Genomic DNA, 15897 nt, shown 5'->3' on the forward strand with positions numbered 1-15897 from the left:
CAGGCACCGCGGGCCTGCGGGCGGCGCCGCCCGAGGACCAGGTCCGCGTCCCCGGCCCGGATCTCGCGCACGAACGGCACCAGGTCGGCCGGGTCGAGCGAGGCGTCGCAGTCGCAGAAGCAGACGACGTCGGCCGTGGCGGCGGTCAGCCCCGCGTGGCAGGCGGCGCCGAAGCCGCGCCGCTCCTCACGCACGACGGTCGCGCCGAGGTCGTGGGCGATACGGGCCGAGCCGTCCGTGGACCCGTTGTCCACGACGAGCGCCCGCCAGCCGGGCGGGATGCGCCCCAGCACCCAGGGCAGCGCCTCGGCCTCGTCGAGACAGGGGAGTACGACGTCCACGGACGTGAGGGCTGGAACGGGATCGGAAGAGGTCGTCACGGCACTCACCCTACGAGCGTGAAACGGGCATAACGGACTTCGGCTCCTTACGAAACAAGGACGTCGGGGGCGGGGAACCGCGCCCGGGCGCGGACGGTGCGAGGCTGGCGGCATGGAGCAGCAGCAACAGCCGTACGCGCAGGCCGGCGCCCGGGTCCTCGTCGTGGACGACGACCCCACCGTCGCCGAGGTCGTCTCCGGGTACCTCGACCGGGCCGGATACGTCGTGGACCGCGCCGGGGACGGCCCCGACGCGCTCGCCCGGGCCGCCGCGCACTGGCCGGACCTCGTCGTCCTGGACCTGATGCTGCCGGGCATGGACGGCCTCGAGGTGTGCCGCCGGATGCGGGGGCGCGGACCCGTGCCGGTCATCATGCTCACCGCGCGCGGCGACGAGGACGACCGCATCCTCGGCCTGGAGGTCGGCGCCGACGACTACGTCACCAAGCCCTTCAGCCCCCGCGAACTGGTCCTGCGCGTGGAGTCCGTGCTGCGCCGCTCCCGTCCCGCCCAGCCGTCCGGCGTCCTGCACGCGGCAGGGCTGAGCGTCGACCCGTCGGCCCGCCGCGCCGCCAAGCACGGCGCCGAACTCTCCCTCACCATCCGCGAGTTCGACCTCCTCGCCTTCTTCCTGCGCCACCCGGGCCGCGTGTTCAGCCGCGAGGACCTGATGCGTGAGGTGTGGGGCTGGGACTTCGGCGACCTGTCGACCGTGACCGTCCATGTCCGGCGGCTGCGGGGGAAGGTCGAGGACGATCCGGCCAGGCCCCGGCTGATCCAGACCGTGTGGGGCGTGGGCTACCGCTTCGACAGCACCCCCGAGGAGGCCTGACCATGCGCGACACCCTCCTCATCGCCCTCTTCGCCTTCCTCGGTGCCGCGGCGGCCGGCCTCCTCGGCGCGTGGGTGCTGCTGCTCATCCGGCGGCGCTCGGTCGTCACGCACCTCGCCGTGGTCACCACCGTCGCCGTCACCGCGATGCTCGCGGGCACCCTCGCGGTCGCGCAGGCGATGTTCCTGTCCGCGCACGACCTGAAGGTCGTCACCACGGTCGTCGCCATGGCCGCCGTGGTCTCCCTGGCCACCGCGTTGCTGCTGGGCCGCTGGGTCGTCGCGCGCAGCCGGGCCCTCACGCTCGCCGCCCGCTCCTTCGGCGACGGCGGCGGCTTCACCTCGCCCGACGGCCCGGTGACCGCCGAACTGGCCGCGCTGAGCCGTGAGTTGGAGGCGACCAGCGCCCGGCTCGCCGAGTCCCGGGAACGCGAACGCGCCCTGGAGACCTCCCGGCGCGAACTCGTCGCCTGGATCTCGCACGACCTGCGCACCCCCCTCGCCGGGCTGCGCGCGATGTCCGAGGCCCTGGAGGACGGCGTCGCCGCCGACCCGCAGCGCTACCTGCGACAGATCCGCACGGAGGTCGAGCGCCTCAACGACATGGTGGGCGACCTCTTCGAGCTCTCCCGCATCCACGCGGGGACGCTGGCGCTCAGCCCGAGCCGGATCTCCCTGTACGACCTCGTCGGCGACGCCCTCGCGGGCGCCGACCCGCTGGCGCGCGAGCACGGCGTACGGCTGGTCGGTGACCGGGTCGAGCCCGTGCCGGTCGAGGTGGACGGCAAGGAGATGAGCCGGGTGCTGGGCAACCTGCTCGTGAACGCCATCCGCCGCACCCCCGCCGACGGCACGGTCGCCATCGCCGCCGAGCGCTCGCCCGAGGGCATCGTCCTGTCCGTCACGGACGGCTGCGGCGGCATCCCCGAGGAGGACCTGCCCCGCGTCTTCGACACCGGCTGGCGCGGCACGCACGCCCGGACGCCACCGGCGGGCGCGGGTCTGGGCCTCGCCATCGTCCGGGGCATCGTGGAAGCCCACCAGGGCCGGGCGACGGTACGCAACATCCCGGGCGGCTGCCGCTTCGAGGTGACGCTGCCGACGGCGGAGGTGTGAGCGCGGGGGTACGGCACCCAGGGCGCCGCACTTCTCAGTTCCGCAACCCCACCCGCGCGAACTCCCGCATCCCCTCCGCGAACCCCACCTGCGCCTTCCACCCCAACTCCGCCCGCAGCCGCGCCGAGTCCGCCGTGATGTGCCGTACGTCCCCCAGCCGGTACTCCCCGGTGACGACCGGTTCGGGGCCGCCGTACGCCGCCGCCAGCGCCCGGGCCATCTCGCCGACCGTGTGCGGCTCGCCGCTGCCGGTGTTGTACGCCGTGAGCGCGCCCGGACGCGAACTCGCCTCCAGCGCCGCCAGGTTGGCCGCGGCCACGTCCCGTACGTGCACGAAGTCCCGCCGCTGGCGGCCGTCCTCGAAGACACGCGGGGCCTCGTCGCGGGCCAGCGCCGAGCGGAAGAAGGAGGCGACACCCGCGTAGGGGGTGTCGCGGGGCATGCCCGGCCCGTACACGTTGTGGTAGCGCAGCGACACCGCCGACCCGCCCGTGGCCCGCGCCCACGCCGCCGCCAGGTGCTCCTGGGCCAGCTTGGTGGTCGCGTACACGTTGCGCGGATCGACCGGGGCGTCCTCCCCGACCAGCCCGGGGGACAGTTCGGCCCCGCACTCCGGGCAGAGCGGCTCGAAGCGCCCCGCGTCCAGGTCGGCGACGGCACGCGGTCCCGGCCGGACGGTCCCGTGCCGTGGGCAGTCGTACCTGCCCTCCCCGTACACCACCATCGACCCGGCCAGCACCAGCCGCCGTACGCCCGCGTCGGCCATGGCGGTCAGCAGCACGGCCGTACCGAGGTCGTTGCGGGAGACGTACTCCGCCGCGTCGGAGAAGCCGACGCCCAGGCCGACCATCGCCGCCTGGTGGCAGACGGCGTCCACACCGGTCAGGGCGTTGCGGACCGAATGGGGGCTGCGTACGTCCGCCGCCGGTTCGGCCCGGACGTCGTACACGACGGGCTCGTGCCCGTGGGCGCGGAGCGCCGCGACGACATGGGACCCGATGAATCCGGCACCGCCGGTGACCAGTACACGCATACCCTCACGCTAGGGCCGTGAGCAGCCCGGACGACCGGGCCGCGCCTCTCACGTCACGGCTTCGTAAGACTCGTGGGGCTGAGCGGCAGCGCCACCGTGAAGACCGTCGCCCCCGGCTCGCTGCTCACCTCGATCGTGCCGCTGTGCGCCCGGACCAAGGAGCTCGCGACCGCGAGACCCAGGCCGCTGCCGCCGCGGTCGCGGCTGCGGGCCTTGTCGACGCGGTAGAAGCGGTCGAAGACGCGGGTGCTGTCGGCGGCCGGGATGCCGGGGCCCTTGTCCGCCACCCGCACCAGCGCCCTGCCGGACTCGACGCCGACCGTCAGGGTCACCGCCGTGCCCGCCGGCGTGTGCACGGCCGCGTTGGTGAGCAGGTTGTCCAGGACCTGGCGGATGCGCTGCGGGTCAAGGCGCAGCTTCAGCGGCTCGGCACCGGCCCGCACCGTCAGCGGGTGGTCCGGGTGGCCGGCGCGGAAGGCGTCCGCCGCGTGCTCGGCCAGCTCCACCAGATCCGTCTCCACCGGCCGCAGCGGGGCCTCCACCTCGGCCGCGTCGAGCCGGGCGAGCAGCAGCAGGTCGTCCAGCAGGACACCCATCCGCGCGGCCTCGGCGCGCAGCCGGGCCAGGTGCTTGTCGCGCTCCTCGGGGGCGTTGGCGGCGGCGTACTGGAAGAGGTCCGCGTAGCCCCGTACGGACATCAGCGGGGTGCGCAGCTCGTGCGAGGCGTCCGCGACGAAGCGGCGCAGCCGCTGCTCGGCCTCCGCGCGGACCGCGAGGGAGTCGTCGATGTGCTCCAGCATCGTGTTGAAGGCGGTCCGCAGCTCATCGACCTCGGGGCCGCCGTCCCGGCCGTCGGCGCGCAGCGGCAGCCGGGCCGCCGACTCGGTGAGGTCGTGCGAGGTGATGCCGTGGGCGGTGGAGGCCATGTCGCTCAGCGGCTTCAGACCGCGCCGCAGCATCTTCCGGCCGAAGATCACCAGCGCCAGCAGCGCGAGCACGAACGTGACGGCCTGGATCGTGATCAGCTGCGTGACGGTGTCGTCGATGCCGTCCATGGGCGCGGCGCTCACCAGGACCACCCCGGGTTCGACCTCGCAGGCGCGCAGCCGGTAGACGCCCTCGCCCTTGAGGTGCTCGGTGCGCAGGAGCTCCGAGCCCGAGGCCGCCTGGGCGCGGGCCAGAGAGGTGAATTCGTCGACGTCCTCCGGCACGTCGCCGGTGTTCTCGGGCTTGCGGAGCACGGCTGCGCCGTCCGACACGTCGTACACGGCGTAGTACCAGCGGTAGTACCGCTTCCCCTGGAGCGTGCCGCTGTCCGCGATGCTCTTGGACTGGGCGGTCTGGGTGAGCCTCAACTGATCGTTGAGCTGGGCCGACAGGTAGTCCCGCATGTACGTCGTCAGGGCCGTGCCGACGACGGCGAACACGACCAGCGCCAGGGCGCCCAGGCCCAGCGCCAGCCGGGTGCCCAGGCGCATCCTGCGGTACGTCCGCCGCAGCCGGCCGATCACTCGGCGGCCTGCCGGATCACGTACCCGAAGCCCCGCACGGTCTGTATCAGCGGCTCCTGGCCGTCGTCGGGCCCGTCCAGCTTGCGGCGCAGCCGGCTGACGACGAGCTCCACGACGTTCGAGCGGCCGCCGAAGCCGTACTCCCACACATGGTCCAGGATCTGCGCCTTGGTCAGCACGGTCGGCGACTTCCGCATCAGATAGCGCAGCACCTCGTACTCCGTGGGGGTGAGCGTGAGCAGCTTCTCGCCGCGCCGCACCTCACGGGTGTCCTCGTCCATGGTCAGGTCCGCCACCTGGAGTACCGACCGCTGGAAGCCCGGTCCGGCGCTGCGCCGCAGCACGGTCCGCAGCCGGGCCATCAGCTCCTCCACCGCGAACGGCTTGACCAGGTAGTCGTCACCGCCCCGGGTCAGCCCCGCCACCCGGTCGGCGACGGCGTCCCGGGCGGTGAGGAACACCACCGGCACCATCGTCCCCGAGCGGCGCAGCCGCTCCAGCACGCCGAAGCCGTCGAGGTCTGGCAGCATCAGGTCCAGCACCACGATGTCCGGGTGGAACTCCGCGGCGCGGCTCAGCGCCTCCTCACCGGAGTTCGCCGTGACCGCGTCCCAGCCCTCGTAGCGGGCGACCGTCGCGACGAGGTCGGCGATCGGCGGGTCGTCGTCCACGACGAGGAGTCGTACTTTTTCCACCCGTTCATAGTGCGTCACCGGACCCCGATGCCGGAGCCCGGGGCACCGCCGTGGCCACATCGATAAGTACTTGAAAGTCGCACGACAGTATTTCGACAGCTCTCTCCGGAGAAGCTCGATACCCCGGACCCGATCAAGGAGCTTCGTCCCGTGACTGCCGTCCAATCGCCCCCTGCGCCCCCCACGGCGATAAAACGCCCCAGGGTGGTCGCCCGCACGGGCCTGTACGCCGTGCTGGCCGCGAACGTGGCCGTGGTGACCTACTTCTTCACCCAGGCCGGGTTCGCCTCGAACACCCTGATCGTGCTGGGCCGGCTGGCCGGTCTGTACGGCGCTCTCCTGATGGCCTTCCAGCTGGTCCTGGTGGCCCGCCTGCCCTGGCTCGACCGCCGCATCGGCATGGACCGGCTGACCTCCTGGCACCGCTGGACCGGCTTCGGCATCCTGTTCACACTGCTCGCCCACGCCGTCTTCATCGTCTTCGGCTACGCCGAGTCCTCGGACCTCGACCCGGTCAACCAACTCGTGGACCTCGCCGAGACCGTCGAGGGCGTCCTCCGCGCGATCGTCGCGCTGGCGATCATCATCGTCGTGGGCGCCGTCTCGGGCCGCTACGCCCGCCGCCGACTGGCGTACGAGACCTGGCACTTCATCCACCTGTACACGTACGTCGCCGTGGTGCTGGCCTTCACCCACCAGGTCGCGGTCGGTACGACCTTCACCTCGTCCTCCGTCGCCACCTCGTACTGGTACGGCGTGTGGGGCGTCGCGCTCGGCTCGGTGATCGTGGGCCGGCTGGTGCTTCCGCTGTGGCGGAACTGGCGCCACCAACTGCGCGTCACGGCCGTCGTCCCCGAGTCCGACAACGTCGTCTCGATCTACATGAGCGGCCGTGACCTGGACCGGATGCCCGCGCGGGCCGGCCAGTTCTTCCTGTGGCGCTTCCTGACCCCGGACCGCTGGTGGCAGGCCAACCCCTTCTCCCTGTCGGCCGCCCCCGACGGCCGCACCCTGCGGCTGACCGCCAAGGCGGCCGGCGCCGGCAGCGCCGCCCTGCGGCACGTGAAGGTCGGCACACGCGTCTTCGCCGAAGGCCCCTACGGCGCCTTCACCGCGATGCACCGCACCCGGCCGGAGGCCGTGCTCATCGCCGGCGGCGTCGGCGTCACCCCCATCCGGGCGCTGCTGGAGGAGCTGCACGGCCACGCCGTGGTCATCTACCGCGTCTCCAGCGACCGGGACGCGGTCCTCTACGACGAACTGCGCGACCTCGCCCTCGCCAAGGGCGCCGAGCTGCACCTGGTGACCGGGCCGCCCGTCCCCGACAAGCTGGCGCCCGGCGAGCTGGCGCGGATGGTGCCGGACATCGCCGACCGGGACGTCTTCCTGTGCGGACCGCCGCCCATGATGAACGCGGTGCTGGGCAGCCTGCGCGAGCTGAACGTGCCCAAGCCGCAGATCCACTTCGAGCGCTTCAGCCTGGCGGGATGAGGAACAGACCGTGAAACGAGCTATCCCCATTCTGGTCCTGAGCGTCGCGGGCCTGATCCCGGTCTGGCGCTACGAACCGTCGATCGGCGGGACGTCCACGACCGAGGCCGTCGCGCCCGCCCCTTCCACGTCCGCCGCCCCGGGCAGTTCCTCGCAGGTCGTCGCGGGGACGACGGTGAACACGGAGAAGGGCCCCGTCCAGGTCGAGGTGACCTTCGACGGCGAGAAGATCACCGCCGTGAAGATGCTCCAGCAGCCGAACCATCCGCAGACCACGGCGGCGGTGCCGAAGCTGATCACGGAGACCCTTCAGGCGCAGAGCGCGGACATCGACACCGTCTCCGGCGCGACGATCACCACTGAGGGCTACAAGGAGTCCCTCCAGGCCGCGATCGACCAGAACGCGACGGCTGCCTCCGCCTCGCCCTCGCCCGCCTCCGCGAACGAGGTCGTCGCGGGTCCGACGGTCGACACCGAGAAGGGCCCTGTCCAGGTCGAGGTCACCTTCGCGGGCGACAGGATCGGCTCGGTGCGGATGCTCCAGCAGCCGAACCACCCGCAGACGACCGCCGCCGTGCCGAAGCTGATCGCTCAGACGCTTCAGGCACAGAGCGCGGACATCGACACCGTCTCCGGCGCGACGATCACCAGCGACGGCTACCGGGAGTCCCTCCAGGCCGCCCTCGACGCCAAGGGCGCCTGACCGTGCGGCGCGTCGAGCACGTCATGGGCTTCCCGGTGTCGCTGCGGGTCGACGACGAGGGCATCCCCGAGTCGGCCGTGGACGCGGTCTTCGCGTGGCTGCATGAAGTCGACGTCCGGTTCAGCCCCTTCAAGCCCGACAGCGAGGTGTCCCGGCTGGACCGGGGCGAGGTGTCGGAGCTCAGCGCGGATCTGCGTGAGGTCCTCGACCTCTGCGAGCACTACCGGATCGCCACCGGCGGCGCCTTCGACGTACGGCTGCCCGGCCGCGGCCTGGACCCCTGCGCGGTGGTCAAGGGCTGGTCGGTGCAGCGGGCGGCTCAACTGCTGACGGCGGCCGGCGCGACGCGCTTCTGCCTCAACGCCGGCGGTGACGTGGTCGCTGCCGGCGGCCCCTGGCGGGTCGGTGTACGGCACCCCGAACACGCCGACAAGCTGTGCACCGTCCTCGACTTGACCGACGGCGCGGTGGCGACCTCCGCGCGCTACGAGCGCGGCGACCACATCATCGACGGCCGCACCGGACGTCCGGCGACCGGCCTGCTCAGCCTGACCGTCGTCGCCCCGACGCTGACGGAGGCGGACTCGGTCGCCACGGCGGCGTTCGCGATGGGCGCGCAGGGCGTCGACTGGGCCGCGGGGCTCGAGGGTTGTGAGGTGTTCGCGGTGGACGGCGAGCGCCGGGTGCTGCGGACGCCGGGATTTCCGGTGGCGGGAGAGCGGTCCGCGGCGGCGTGACCGCGTGAAGCGGCGGGCGGGCTGCGACCGGCGGCCCGCCCTGGGGGCGTTGCCGTAGCGCCCGCCACGGTCCCGCAACACGAGCCGTCTAGACTCTCCCGGCAACGGCCCGCGCACACAGGACCTGGCCGAAAGCGGGCAACTTCAGCCAGACCCGAAGGGTATTCGGCGTTTTGATACGGATAGATTCAGTCACCAAGCGGTATCCGGACGGCACGGTGGCGGTCGACCGGCTGTCGTTGGAGATACCCGACCGCTCGATCACCGTCCTCGTCGGGCCGTCGGGCTGCGGGAAGACGACGACCCTGCGCATGATCAACCGGATGGTCGAGCCGAGCGAGGGCACGATCCTCCTCGACGGCGAGGACATCACGCAGCAGCCGGTCAACACGCTGCGCCGGTCCATGGGATACGTCATCCAGAACGCCGGGCTCTTCCAGCACCGCACGATCGTCGACAACATCGCCACCGTGCCGCGCATGCTCGGCTGGGGCAAGGAGAAGGCACGGGCCCGGGCGCGGGAGTTGATGGAGCGGGTCGGCCTCGACGCCGCGCTCGCCCAGCGGTACCCCTACCAGCTGTCCGGCGGACAGCAGCAGCGCGTCGGTGTCGCGCGGGCACTCGCCGCCGATCCGCCGGTGCTGCTGATGGACGAGCCGTTCTCCGCCGTGGACCCCATCGTCCGCAAGGGGTTGCAGGACGAACTCCTGCGTATCCAGGAGGAGTTGGGCAAGACCATCGTCTTCGTCACGCACGACATCGACGAGGCCGTCAAGCTGGGCACGATGGTCGCCGTGATGCGCACCGGCGGCAAGCTCGCCCAGTTCGCTCCGCCCGCCGAGCTGCTGTCCCACCCCGCGGACACCTTCGTCGAGGACTTCCTCGGCGCCGACCGCGGCATCCGGCGGCTGTCCTTCTTCCCCTCCGCCGGCCTGGAGCTGCTGACCGCGCCGATCGTCGCGATCGACTCCACGGCCGAGCAGATCGCCGCCCGCGACACGGCCGACGCCCCCTACCTCCTCGTAACGGATCTGGACGGCAAGCCGCTCGGCTGGAGCGAGCCGGACGGGCTGACCGCCCGGGGCATCGCGCGGGAGGAACTCCTGCCGTACGGGCGGCCGTTCGTGGCCGGGACGGACTCGCTGCGGGCCGCGCTCGACTGCGCGGTGCTCTCGCCCACCGGGTGGGCCGTCGCCGTGGACGCCGAGGGCCGGGCGACCGGCGTCGTCTCCCAGCAGACCATCGGCGAGGCGATCCGCGGCGCCCATCACGCGGAAGGCCGCGAAAACGACAAGGCCGCCAAGGTCGCCGGATGAACGGCTTCTTCGACATCCCCAGCGACCTCCAGCACAGCTGGCTCGGCCTGATCGGACTGCATCTGCGCGAGGCCCTGCTGCCGGTGCTGGCCGGGCTGATCCTCGCCCTGCCGCTCGCCCAACTGTGCGTGCGCTTCCGCTGGTTGTACCCGCCGGTGCTGTGGGTGACGACCGTGCTGTACGCCATCCCCTCGCTGGCCTTCTTCGTCGTCCTCATCGACTACACCGGCCAGACCGAGCTCACCGTGATGATCCCGCTCGCCGTCTACAGCCTGGTGGTGCTGGTCCCGGCGATCGTGGACGGCGTGCGGTCGGTGCCGCAGGAGACGCTGGCCGCGGCCACCGCCATGGGCTTCGGGCCCGTACGCCGGTACGTGCAGGTGCAGTTGCCGATCGCGGTGCCCGCCATCATCGCGGGCCTGCGCATCGCGGTCGTCTCCAGCATCAGCCTCGTCAGCGTCGGCACGCTCATCGGCAACCAGGGCGCACTGGGCAACCTGCTCGCCGACGCGATGTTCTACCACCGACCCGAACTGGCGGTGAACTCCGTCGTCACCACCGCCGTCCTGGCGATCCTCATCGACGCCGCTCTGGTCGGCCTCCGGATCCTCCTCACGCCCTGGATGCCGCGCGGCGGGGCCACGAAACCGAAGGCCGACCGGCCCGACCCGGCCGCCCTCGCACTGGAGGACGCAGCCCGGTGAACGTCCTGAACTTCATCAACGCCTTCTTCAGCGACAGCGCCCACTGGAAGGGCTACGACGGCATCCCCACCCGTCTGTGGGAGCACGTCTGGTACTCCCTCCTGGCGCTCGCCATCGCCGCCGGAATCGGTCTGCCCGTGGGCCTGTGGACCGGGCACACCGGCCGCGGCGGCAACGCGCTCGCGTTCATCGCCACCGCCGCCCGGGCCCTGCCCAGCTTCGGCCTGCTGGTGCTGATGTTCGTCGTGCTCGGGCTCGGCCTGCTGCCCGTGATGATCCCGCTGGTGGTCCTCGCCATCCCGCCGATCCTGGTCACCACCTACGAGGCGGTCCGCTCCGTCGACCCCTCCCCGGTGGACGCCGCCCGCGGCATGGGCATGCAGGAGAGCCGTGTCCTGCTCCAGGTCGAACTGCCGGTGGCGCTCCCGCTGATCCTCAGCGGCCTGCGCTCGGCGGCCATCCAGATCGTCTCGACGGCCACCATCGCCGCGTACGTCTCACTCGGCGGCCTCGGCCGCTACATCGTCGACGGCCTCTACCAGCGCAACTACGAGAAGGTCGTCGGCGGCGCCACCCTGGTCGCCGTGATGGCGCTGGTGACGCTCGGACTGTTCTGGGCGGTGCACCGGATCGCGGTGTCGCCGGGGGTGCGCAGGAGCAACTGACAGTGGGGGCCAGGGGTTCGGATCCCCTGGCCCCTCTTGTACATCATCTGTGCATCATCAGCCCTCGGTGCGCGCCAGGGCCTGTTCCAGTACGACGAGCAGGGCGTCGCGGACCGAGCCGCGCTCCCGGGCGTCGAACACCACGAGCGGGACGCGCTCGTTGACGTCGAGCGCCCAGCGGACCTCGTCCAGTGTGTGCTCGACGTGGCCGTCGAAGGCGTTGACGGCCACCGCGAACGGGATCTGCTTGTGCTCGAAGTAGTCGACGGCCGCGTAGCAGTCGTCGAGGCGGCGGGTGTCCACGATGACGAGCCCGCCGACCGCGCCCTCGACGATGTCGTCCCACATGAAGCCGAACCGCTCCTGCCCGGGCGTGCCGAACAGATACAGCTTCAGGGTGGGGTCGATGGTGATGCAGCCGAAGTCCATCGCGACCGTGGTCGTGGTCTTGCGCGGGGTGTGGCTGAGGTCGTCCACGCCCGCCGCCACCTCGGTGATGGCGGCCTCGGTGGTCAGCGGCTCGATCTCGGAGATCGAGCCGACGGCGGTGGTCTTGCCCACCCCGAAGCCGCCCGCGATCACCATCTTGACCGGCAGCGGTGGTCGTACGGCCGCGGCCTGGGCGGCCCCGGCGAGGGTGGCCGGTTCAGTCGGTGTCACGGAGTACCCCTCGGGAGTCGGGGATGGCCCTGAGGCCATCGATAACCCTTCGCAGGACGGATGCGTCATGGGTGGCGCCGGTGTCGGGCACGTGCACCGTCAACTGCCCCTCCGTGCGCAGGTCCTCGGCGAGGACCCGGACCACGTTGAGGTGCAGCCGCAGCCGGGCCGCGATCTCCGCGATGGACTGCGGCCGCCGGCAGGCGGCGACGATGTCGTGCTGTTCGAAGGAGAGCCGGTCGAGCGCCTCGAGCCCGTCGGCGGTGGCCACCACCTGGGTCTCGACGGGCATCGTCCGGCCGGATGCGCTGGGTGCCACCCGGCCGGCGGTGACCAGGAACGGCCGTACGGCGGGGACGGGGCCGACCGGGTCCTGGCCCGGGGGCGTGCTGCCGTCCTCGCCGGCACCTCGGGAAGTGCGGCCGTCCGCCATGGCTGTGTGTCTTCCTCCTCGGCCGGGCGGCGCCCGGTCAGCGCTTCGACGCGGCGCCGACGCTGTTCTTCAGTTGGAGTACGAGCTGGGGGCTGAGCGCGGTACCGGCGCGGTTGGCGAACAGCGTCATCTCGTAGGCGATGTTGCCCAGCTTGGCCTCCTTGTCGGTGACGACGCCGAGGACGGCGCCGCTGCCGATCGCGGAGACCAGGACGTGGCCGCCCTCCAGGTCGATGATGACCTTGTTGAGGCCGCCGAGGCCGTAGTTGCCGGAGGCGCCGGCGGCCAGGCTGGTGATGCCGGAGACGATCGCGGCGAGGCGCTCGGAGTCGGCGGGCTCGCGCAGCTCGGACACGGCGATGAGCAGCCCGTCCGACGACACGGCGATGGCGTCGACGACGCCCGCCGTCTCGGTCGCGAAACGATTCAACAGCCACGTGAAGTCGGCTGCGGCGGCCTGCAGTTCGGCCGGCGTGGTGCCTCCCTCGGGAGTGTCACCATTCGACGTGCTCACTGCTCCGCTCCTTCCGGGGAGTCGTGCGGGGTGGCTACGCCGTCGTAGCCGTTGCTGTTGACGTTGTTGTCGCCGTTTCCGCTGTCGCGGTGGGCGCGTTCCACGGCCGCCTCGAACTCGTCGAGGGCGGCCCGGACGGCGTCCGCGTCGGCGGGCTGCGGCGCGGCCCGGCGGGTGGCCTGCTGGTCGGGGTCGGTGCCGAAGGTCGTACGGAGGGTGGCGCCACGGACGCGGCGGCGCAGGGGGCGGGAGTCGGAGGGATCGTCGTCGTCGGAGGGCACGGCCGCGCCGGTCGGCGGTGTGTCGCCGGTGCGGGCCCTGGGGATGAACGGCGCTTCGGGTGTCGTAGCGCCGTCGGGCCCGGGTCCGGCCGACGTGGGTGAGGCAGGGCTGACGGTCGGGGCGGTGTCGCGTCGGGGGCGCCTGCGGGGGAGCGGCACGGGGGCGTCGTCGGCCGAGGGGGTGTCGTCCGAGGCCGCGGTCACGCCCTCGCCCGCCGTAGGTGTGGCACCGGCCCCCGCTTCGGCGATCGGTGTGCCGCCCCCCTGGGGCGCCGTACCAAGTGCTGCCGTCCCTGCCCCCGACGTCGAACCGCCGGAGAGCACCGCCCTCGAACCCGAAGCCGTTACCGACCCCGATCCCCCCGCTGAACCGCCGGAGGCAACCCCCGCCGAACTGCCGGAGGCAACCGCCACCGGACTCATCGTCAGCAGCAGAGACGACGGTATGGACACCTCGGCCGTCACACCACCCCCCGGCGTGCGGGACAGGGTCACGGTCACCTCCCAGCGGCGCGCCAGCGTGCCCACCACGAACAGGCCCAGCACCTTCGTCGGGACCACGTCGAGGCGTTCGCGGCGGATCAGGCGGGCGTTCTCCTCGGCGAGTCGCTCGGCGCTCATGCCCAGGCCGTGGTCGGCGACCAGGACCAGCGCGCCCTCGGCGTCGTTCTTGACCGTCACCTCGACGGGGCTGCCCGCCGGCGAGAACGACACCGCGTTCTCCAAGAGTTCGGCCACCATCAGCGTGAGGTCGCCGATGATGTCGGGCTCCACCATGACCTCGGTCGCGGCGCTCAGATGGACCCGCTGGAAGCCCTCGATCTGGCCGAGCGCGGCCCGTACGACATTGGTGAGCGCCAGAGGGCCGGAGTCGAGGACCGTCTCACGGATGCCGGCGAGCAGCATCAGGCTGTCGGCGTTGCGGCGCAGACGGACCGCGATGTGGTCGATGCTGTACAGCCGCTCCAGCAGCGCCGGGTCGGTCTCGCCCCGCTCCACGGCGTCGATCAGGGCAAGTTGCCGCGTGGTCAGGTTGCTGACCCTGCGGCCCACGTTGCCGAACATCTCGGCGACGTTGCGGCGGCTGAGCACCTGGCGTTCCAGCAGCGCTGACGCCGTGCCCTGCACGTGGTTGAAGGCCTCCGCGAGATCGCCGATCTCGTCCTTGGCGTTGACCGGCACCTCGCGCAGCCGGGGCGGGCCGTCGTCCTCGGCGTCGTCGTCCGCCACCCGCGCCAGCTCGCGGCCGGCGACGTCGGCGACCTGCCGGGCCGCGCCGGTGAGGGCCTGCACGGGCCGGACCACCGAGCGCCGTACCAGCACCGCGAAGGCGATCCAGACGACGAAGCCGAACAGCGCCAGGCCCAGTAGCAGGATCGCGCGCCAGCCGGCTTCGCTGGAGGCGTGGTCGGCCCGGTCGGCGATCTGGTCGATGAGCGACGCGGTGATCTCCAGCCGGGTCTGGGACTGCTCGCGGTAGGCGGGGTAGGAGGCGAGGGCCTCGTTGAACGCCTCGCGGATCCGCTCGGGCGAATCGGCCTGGAGGTTGCTGGGGTCGATCTGCAGCTCGGCGTAGTGGCGGCCGATGGTCGCCTGGGCGGAGTTGTGCTCGATGCCGCCGAGCTCGTCGGCCTGGGCCTCGCTGGCGAACCGCGCGAAACGGTCGGCCTGGTGGACGTACTCGTTCTCGGCGCCGACCGCGCCGATGAACTCGATGAGGGCGTTGCTGTCACCGGTGCGCGCGGAGAAGACGGCCGTCTCGAAGGCGCTGTGCGCGGCGTCGGCGCGCAGCAGGGAGTCCAGCAGGCTGCCGGTGAAGGTGCCGGCGAGGTCCTCGTTGTGGTCCAGACCGAGGCCGTCGATCAGCTCTTGGGAGGCGTTGGTGTAGGCCGGGTCGATGTTGTCGGCGGGCAGATAGCCCTGCGCGACGGTGTCGCGCAGGCTGCTGAGGCCGTTGATCTCCCTCAGGGCCTGCGCCTCGGTGTCCGGCAGCCGGTCGCCGAAGGTCTCGCGCACCTTCTCCACCTGGGAGTCCACCGCGGCCTGCGCCTTGCGGTACTCGGCGGTGGAGGGACGGGTGCCGGGGCCGGCGGCCTCGTGGCGCACGGACAGCAGGATGGCCTGCTGGTGCTCGGTCTCCACCCGGTCCACGAGCTCCGCGACCTGCGCGCTGTCCCGGACCAGTTGGGCCGCCGCGTCCGCGTCCCGGGCCTGGCCCACCTGGTCGGCGATGAGGTAGGCGAGCAGGGCGGCGACCACGGCGAGCGGCACACCGACCAGGACGTTGAGCTTGCGGCGGAACGGCCAGCGGTCGGCGAACCCCCGTATGCCACCGCGGACCGGCGACGGTGCCGGTGTCGACTCGGCGGGTGCGCCCACCTCATTCGTGGACACCAGGCCTCCTTCGTGGGTGTCTCACGGCGCGCGAGGAACTCGAGGAACTCACGTGACCGTTTCTGATCGGTACGGGTCGGTGCCGGGTCAGGGCACTGAGACAGGTGTGAAACGACACCGAGTGTGATGTCACTGGTGCAAGACAACACCGCTGCGGCCCCCGCACGCCACTGTGACCGGCGCCAACTTGGGCGAGACTACAGTCTCTTCGGACACTCGATCGCGCCACCCTCAGTCAAGAATCCGTTACAACCCGGCGCGGGTTCGGGGGTTCGGTGGCGGCTCGTTCATCTTGCCTTCACAAGCGACCACGCATTGAAGCCAATTGGTGACCAGGCTGCTCTTGACTGACCGAGAACCCGCTGGATTGGATCAGAGTAAGTGCTTTCGCAGAGCCTTCGCAGCGCAGTCGCGCGGGCCCCATGAACCCCCA

The 15897-nt window shown here is 71.9% G+C and carries 16 protein-coding genes; 8 read left to right on the top strand and 8 right to left on the bottom strand.

From position 1 onward, the window contains the following. Window positions 1-389, bottom strand: a 389-nt coding sequence (locus tag CLM62_RS40295; RefSeq protein ID WP_373559235.1) for a glycosyltransferase family 2 protein, incomplete at its 3' end; no start/stop codon positions are given. A gap of 103 nt (window positions 390-492) precedes the next feature. Between CLM62_RS40295 and CLM62_RS40300 the strand changes: the two genes are divergently transcribed. Further along, window positions 493-1212: a response regulator gene (locus CLM62_RS40300; protein ID WP_095754849.1), complete on the top strand. Its 720-nt coding sequence runs from the start codon at window positions 493-495 to the stop codon at window positions 1210-1212. Between the two features lie 2 nt (window positions 1213-1214). Then, on the top strand, window positions 1215-2327 hold the full coding sequence (locus CLM62_RS40305; RefSeq protein ID WP_095754850.1) for a sensor histidine kinase KdpD: 1113 nt from the start codon (window positions 1215-1217) through the stop codon (window positions 2325-2327). 34 nt (window positions 2328-2361) lie between these two features. On the opposite strand, the gene CLM62_RS40310 is transcribed toward CLM62_RS40305, so the two are convergent. The 3 genes from CLM62_RS40310 to CLM62_RS40320 are packed head-to-tail and all read right to left on the bottom strand — an operon-like array spanning window position 2362 to window position 5566. After that, window positions 2362-3360: an NAD(P)-dependent oxidoreductase gene (locus CLM62_RS40310; protein ID WP_095754851.1), complete on the bottom strand. Its 999-nt coding sequence runs from the start codon at window positions 3358-3360 to the stop codon at window positions 2362-2364. 53 nt (window positions 3361-3413) lie between these two features. Next, a complete protein-coding gene (locus CLM62_RS40315) occupies window positions 3414-4871 on the bottom strand; it encodes a cell wall metabolism sensor histidine kinase WalK (RefSeq protein WP_095754852.1) in 1458 nt (485 codons plus the stop codon). Beyond that, window positions 4868-5566 carry a response regulator transcription factor gene (locus CLM62_RS40320; RefSeq protein WP_179382432.1) on the bottom strand — a complete coding sequence of 233 codons (699 nt, stop codon included), beginning with the start codon at window positions 5564-5566 and terminating at the stop codon, window positions 4868-4870. The genes CLM62_RS40315 and CLM62_RS40320 overlap by 4 nt, the downstream gene beginning before the upstream one ends. Window positions 5567-5770: 204 nt before the next feature. On the opposite strand from CLM62_RS40320, the gene CLM62_RS40325 reads away from it, so the two are divergent. The 6 genes from CLM62_RS40325 to CLM62_RS40350 all read left to right on the top strand — a co-directional run bounded on the left by CLM62_RS40325 (window position 5771) and on the right by CLM62_RS40350 (window position 11182). Beyond that, window positions 5771-7057: a ferric reductase-like transmembrane domain-containing protein gene (locus CLM62_RS40325; protein ID WP_095754854.1), complete on the top strand. Its 1287-nt coding sequence runs from the start codon at window positions 5771-5773 to the stop codon at window positions 7055-7057. A gap of 10 nt (window positions 7058-7067) precedes the next feature. After that, window positions 7068-7760, top strand: coding sequence for an FMN-binding protein (locus CLM62_RS40330; protein WP_095754855.1), 693 nt, complete (start codon window positions 7068-7070; stop codon window positions 7758-7760). 2 nt (window positions 7761-7762) lie between these two features. Next, window positions 7763-8497 (top strand): FAD:protein FMN transferase, encoded by a 735-nt coding sequence (locus CLM62_RS40335; protein ID WP_095754856.1) that lies wholly within the window; start codon window positions 7763-7765, stop codon window positions 8495-8497. Between the two features lie 173 nt (window positions 8498-8670). After that, the gene (locus CLM62_RS40340; RefSeq protein ID WP_179382434.1) at window positions 8671-9813 is read left to right on the top strand and encodes an ABC transporter ATP-binding protein; all 1143 of its coding nucleotides are present in this window, start codon (window positions 8671-8673) and stop codon (window positions 9811-9813) included. Further along, window positions 9810-10517 (top strand): ABC transporter permease, encoded by a 708-nt coding sequence (locus tag CLM62_RS40345; protein ID WP_095754857.1) that lies wholly within the window; start codon window positions 9810-9812, stop codon window positions 10515-10517. Before CLM62_RS40340 ends, CLM62_RS40345 begins: the two co-directional genes overlap by 4 nt. Further along, window positions 10514-11182, top strand: a complete 669-nt coding sequence (locus CLM62_RS40350) for an ABC transporter permease (protein ID WP_095754858.1) — start codon at window positions 10514-10516, stop codon at window positions 11180-11182. Before CLM62_RS40345 ends, CLM62_RS40350 begins: the two co-directional genes overlap by 4 nt. Window positions 11183-11239: 57 nt before the next feature. Here the strand turns inward: CLM62_RS40350 and CLM62_RS40355 are convergent, their stop codons facing one another. Genes CLM62_RS40355 through CLM62_RS40370 form a run of 4 tightly spaced genes read right to left on the bottom strand, consistent with a single transcriptional unit; the run spans window position 11240 to window position 15464 of the window. Continuing rightward, window positions 11240-11842: an ATP/GTP-binding protein gene (locus CLM62_RS40355; protein ID WP_095754859.1), complete on the bottom strand. Its 603-nt coding sequence runs from the start codon at window positions 11840-11842 to the stop codon at window positions 11240-11242. After that, the gene (locus CLM62_RS40360; protein ID WP_095754860.1) at window positions 11829-12275 is read right to left on the bottom strand and encodes a DUF742 domain-containing protein; all 447 of its coding nucleotides are present in this window, start codon (window positions 12273-12275) and stop codon (window positions 11829-11831) included. The genes CLM62_RS40355 and CLM62_RS40360 overlap by 14 nt, the downstream gene beginning before the upstream one ends. A 37-nt stretch (window positions 12276-12312) precedes the next feature. Beyond that, window positions 12313-12789, bottom strand: a complete 477-nt coding sequence (locus CLM62_RS40365) for a roadblock/LC7 domain-containing protein (protein ID WP_095754861.1) — start codon at window positions 12787-12789, stop codon at window positions 12313-12315. Next, window positions 12786-15464 (bottom strand): ATP-binding protein, encoded by a 2679-nt coding sequence (locus CLM62_RS40370; RefSeq protein ID WP_095754862.1) that lies wholly within the window; start codon window positions 15462-15464, stop codon window positions 12786-12788. Before CLM62_RS40370 ends, CLM62_RS40365 begins: the two co-directional genes overlap by 4 nt. Window positions 15465-15897: the final 433 nt, after the last annotated feature.

This window comes from Streptomyces sp. SA15, assembly GCF_002291145.1.
GTDB lineage: Bacteria > Actinomycetota > Actinomycetes > Streptomycetales > Streptomycetaceae > Streptomyces.

Excerpts from the sequence above, each read along its gene's own strand:
- CLM62_RS40300 (WP_095754849.1), top strand. The coding sequence starts at position 493 with ATGGAGCAGCAGCAACAGCCGTACGCGCAGGCCGGCGCCCGGGTCCTC.
- CLM62_RS40305 (WP_095754850.1), top strand. The coding sequence starts at position 1,215 with ATGCGCGACACCCTCCTCATCGCCCTCTTCGCCTTCCTCGGTGCCGCG.
- CLM62_RS40310 (WP_095754851.1), bottom strand. The coding sequence starts at position 3,360 with ATGCGTGTACTGGTCACCGGCGGTGCCGGATTCATCGGGTCCCATGTC.
- CLM62_RS40345 (WP_095754857.1), top strand. The coding sequence starts at position 9,810 with ATGAACGGCTTCTTCGACATCCCCAGCGACCTCCAGCACAGCTGGCTC.
- CLM62_RS40360 (WP_095754860.1), bottom strand. The coding sequence starts at position 12,275 with ATGGCGGACGGCCGCACTTCCCGAGGTGCCGGCGAGGACGGCAGCACG.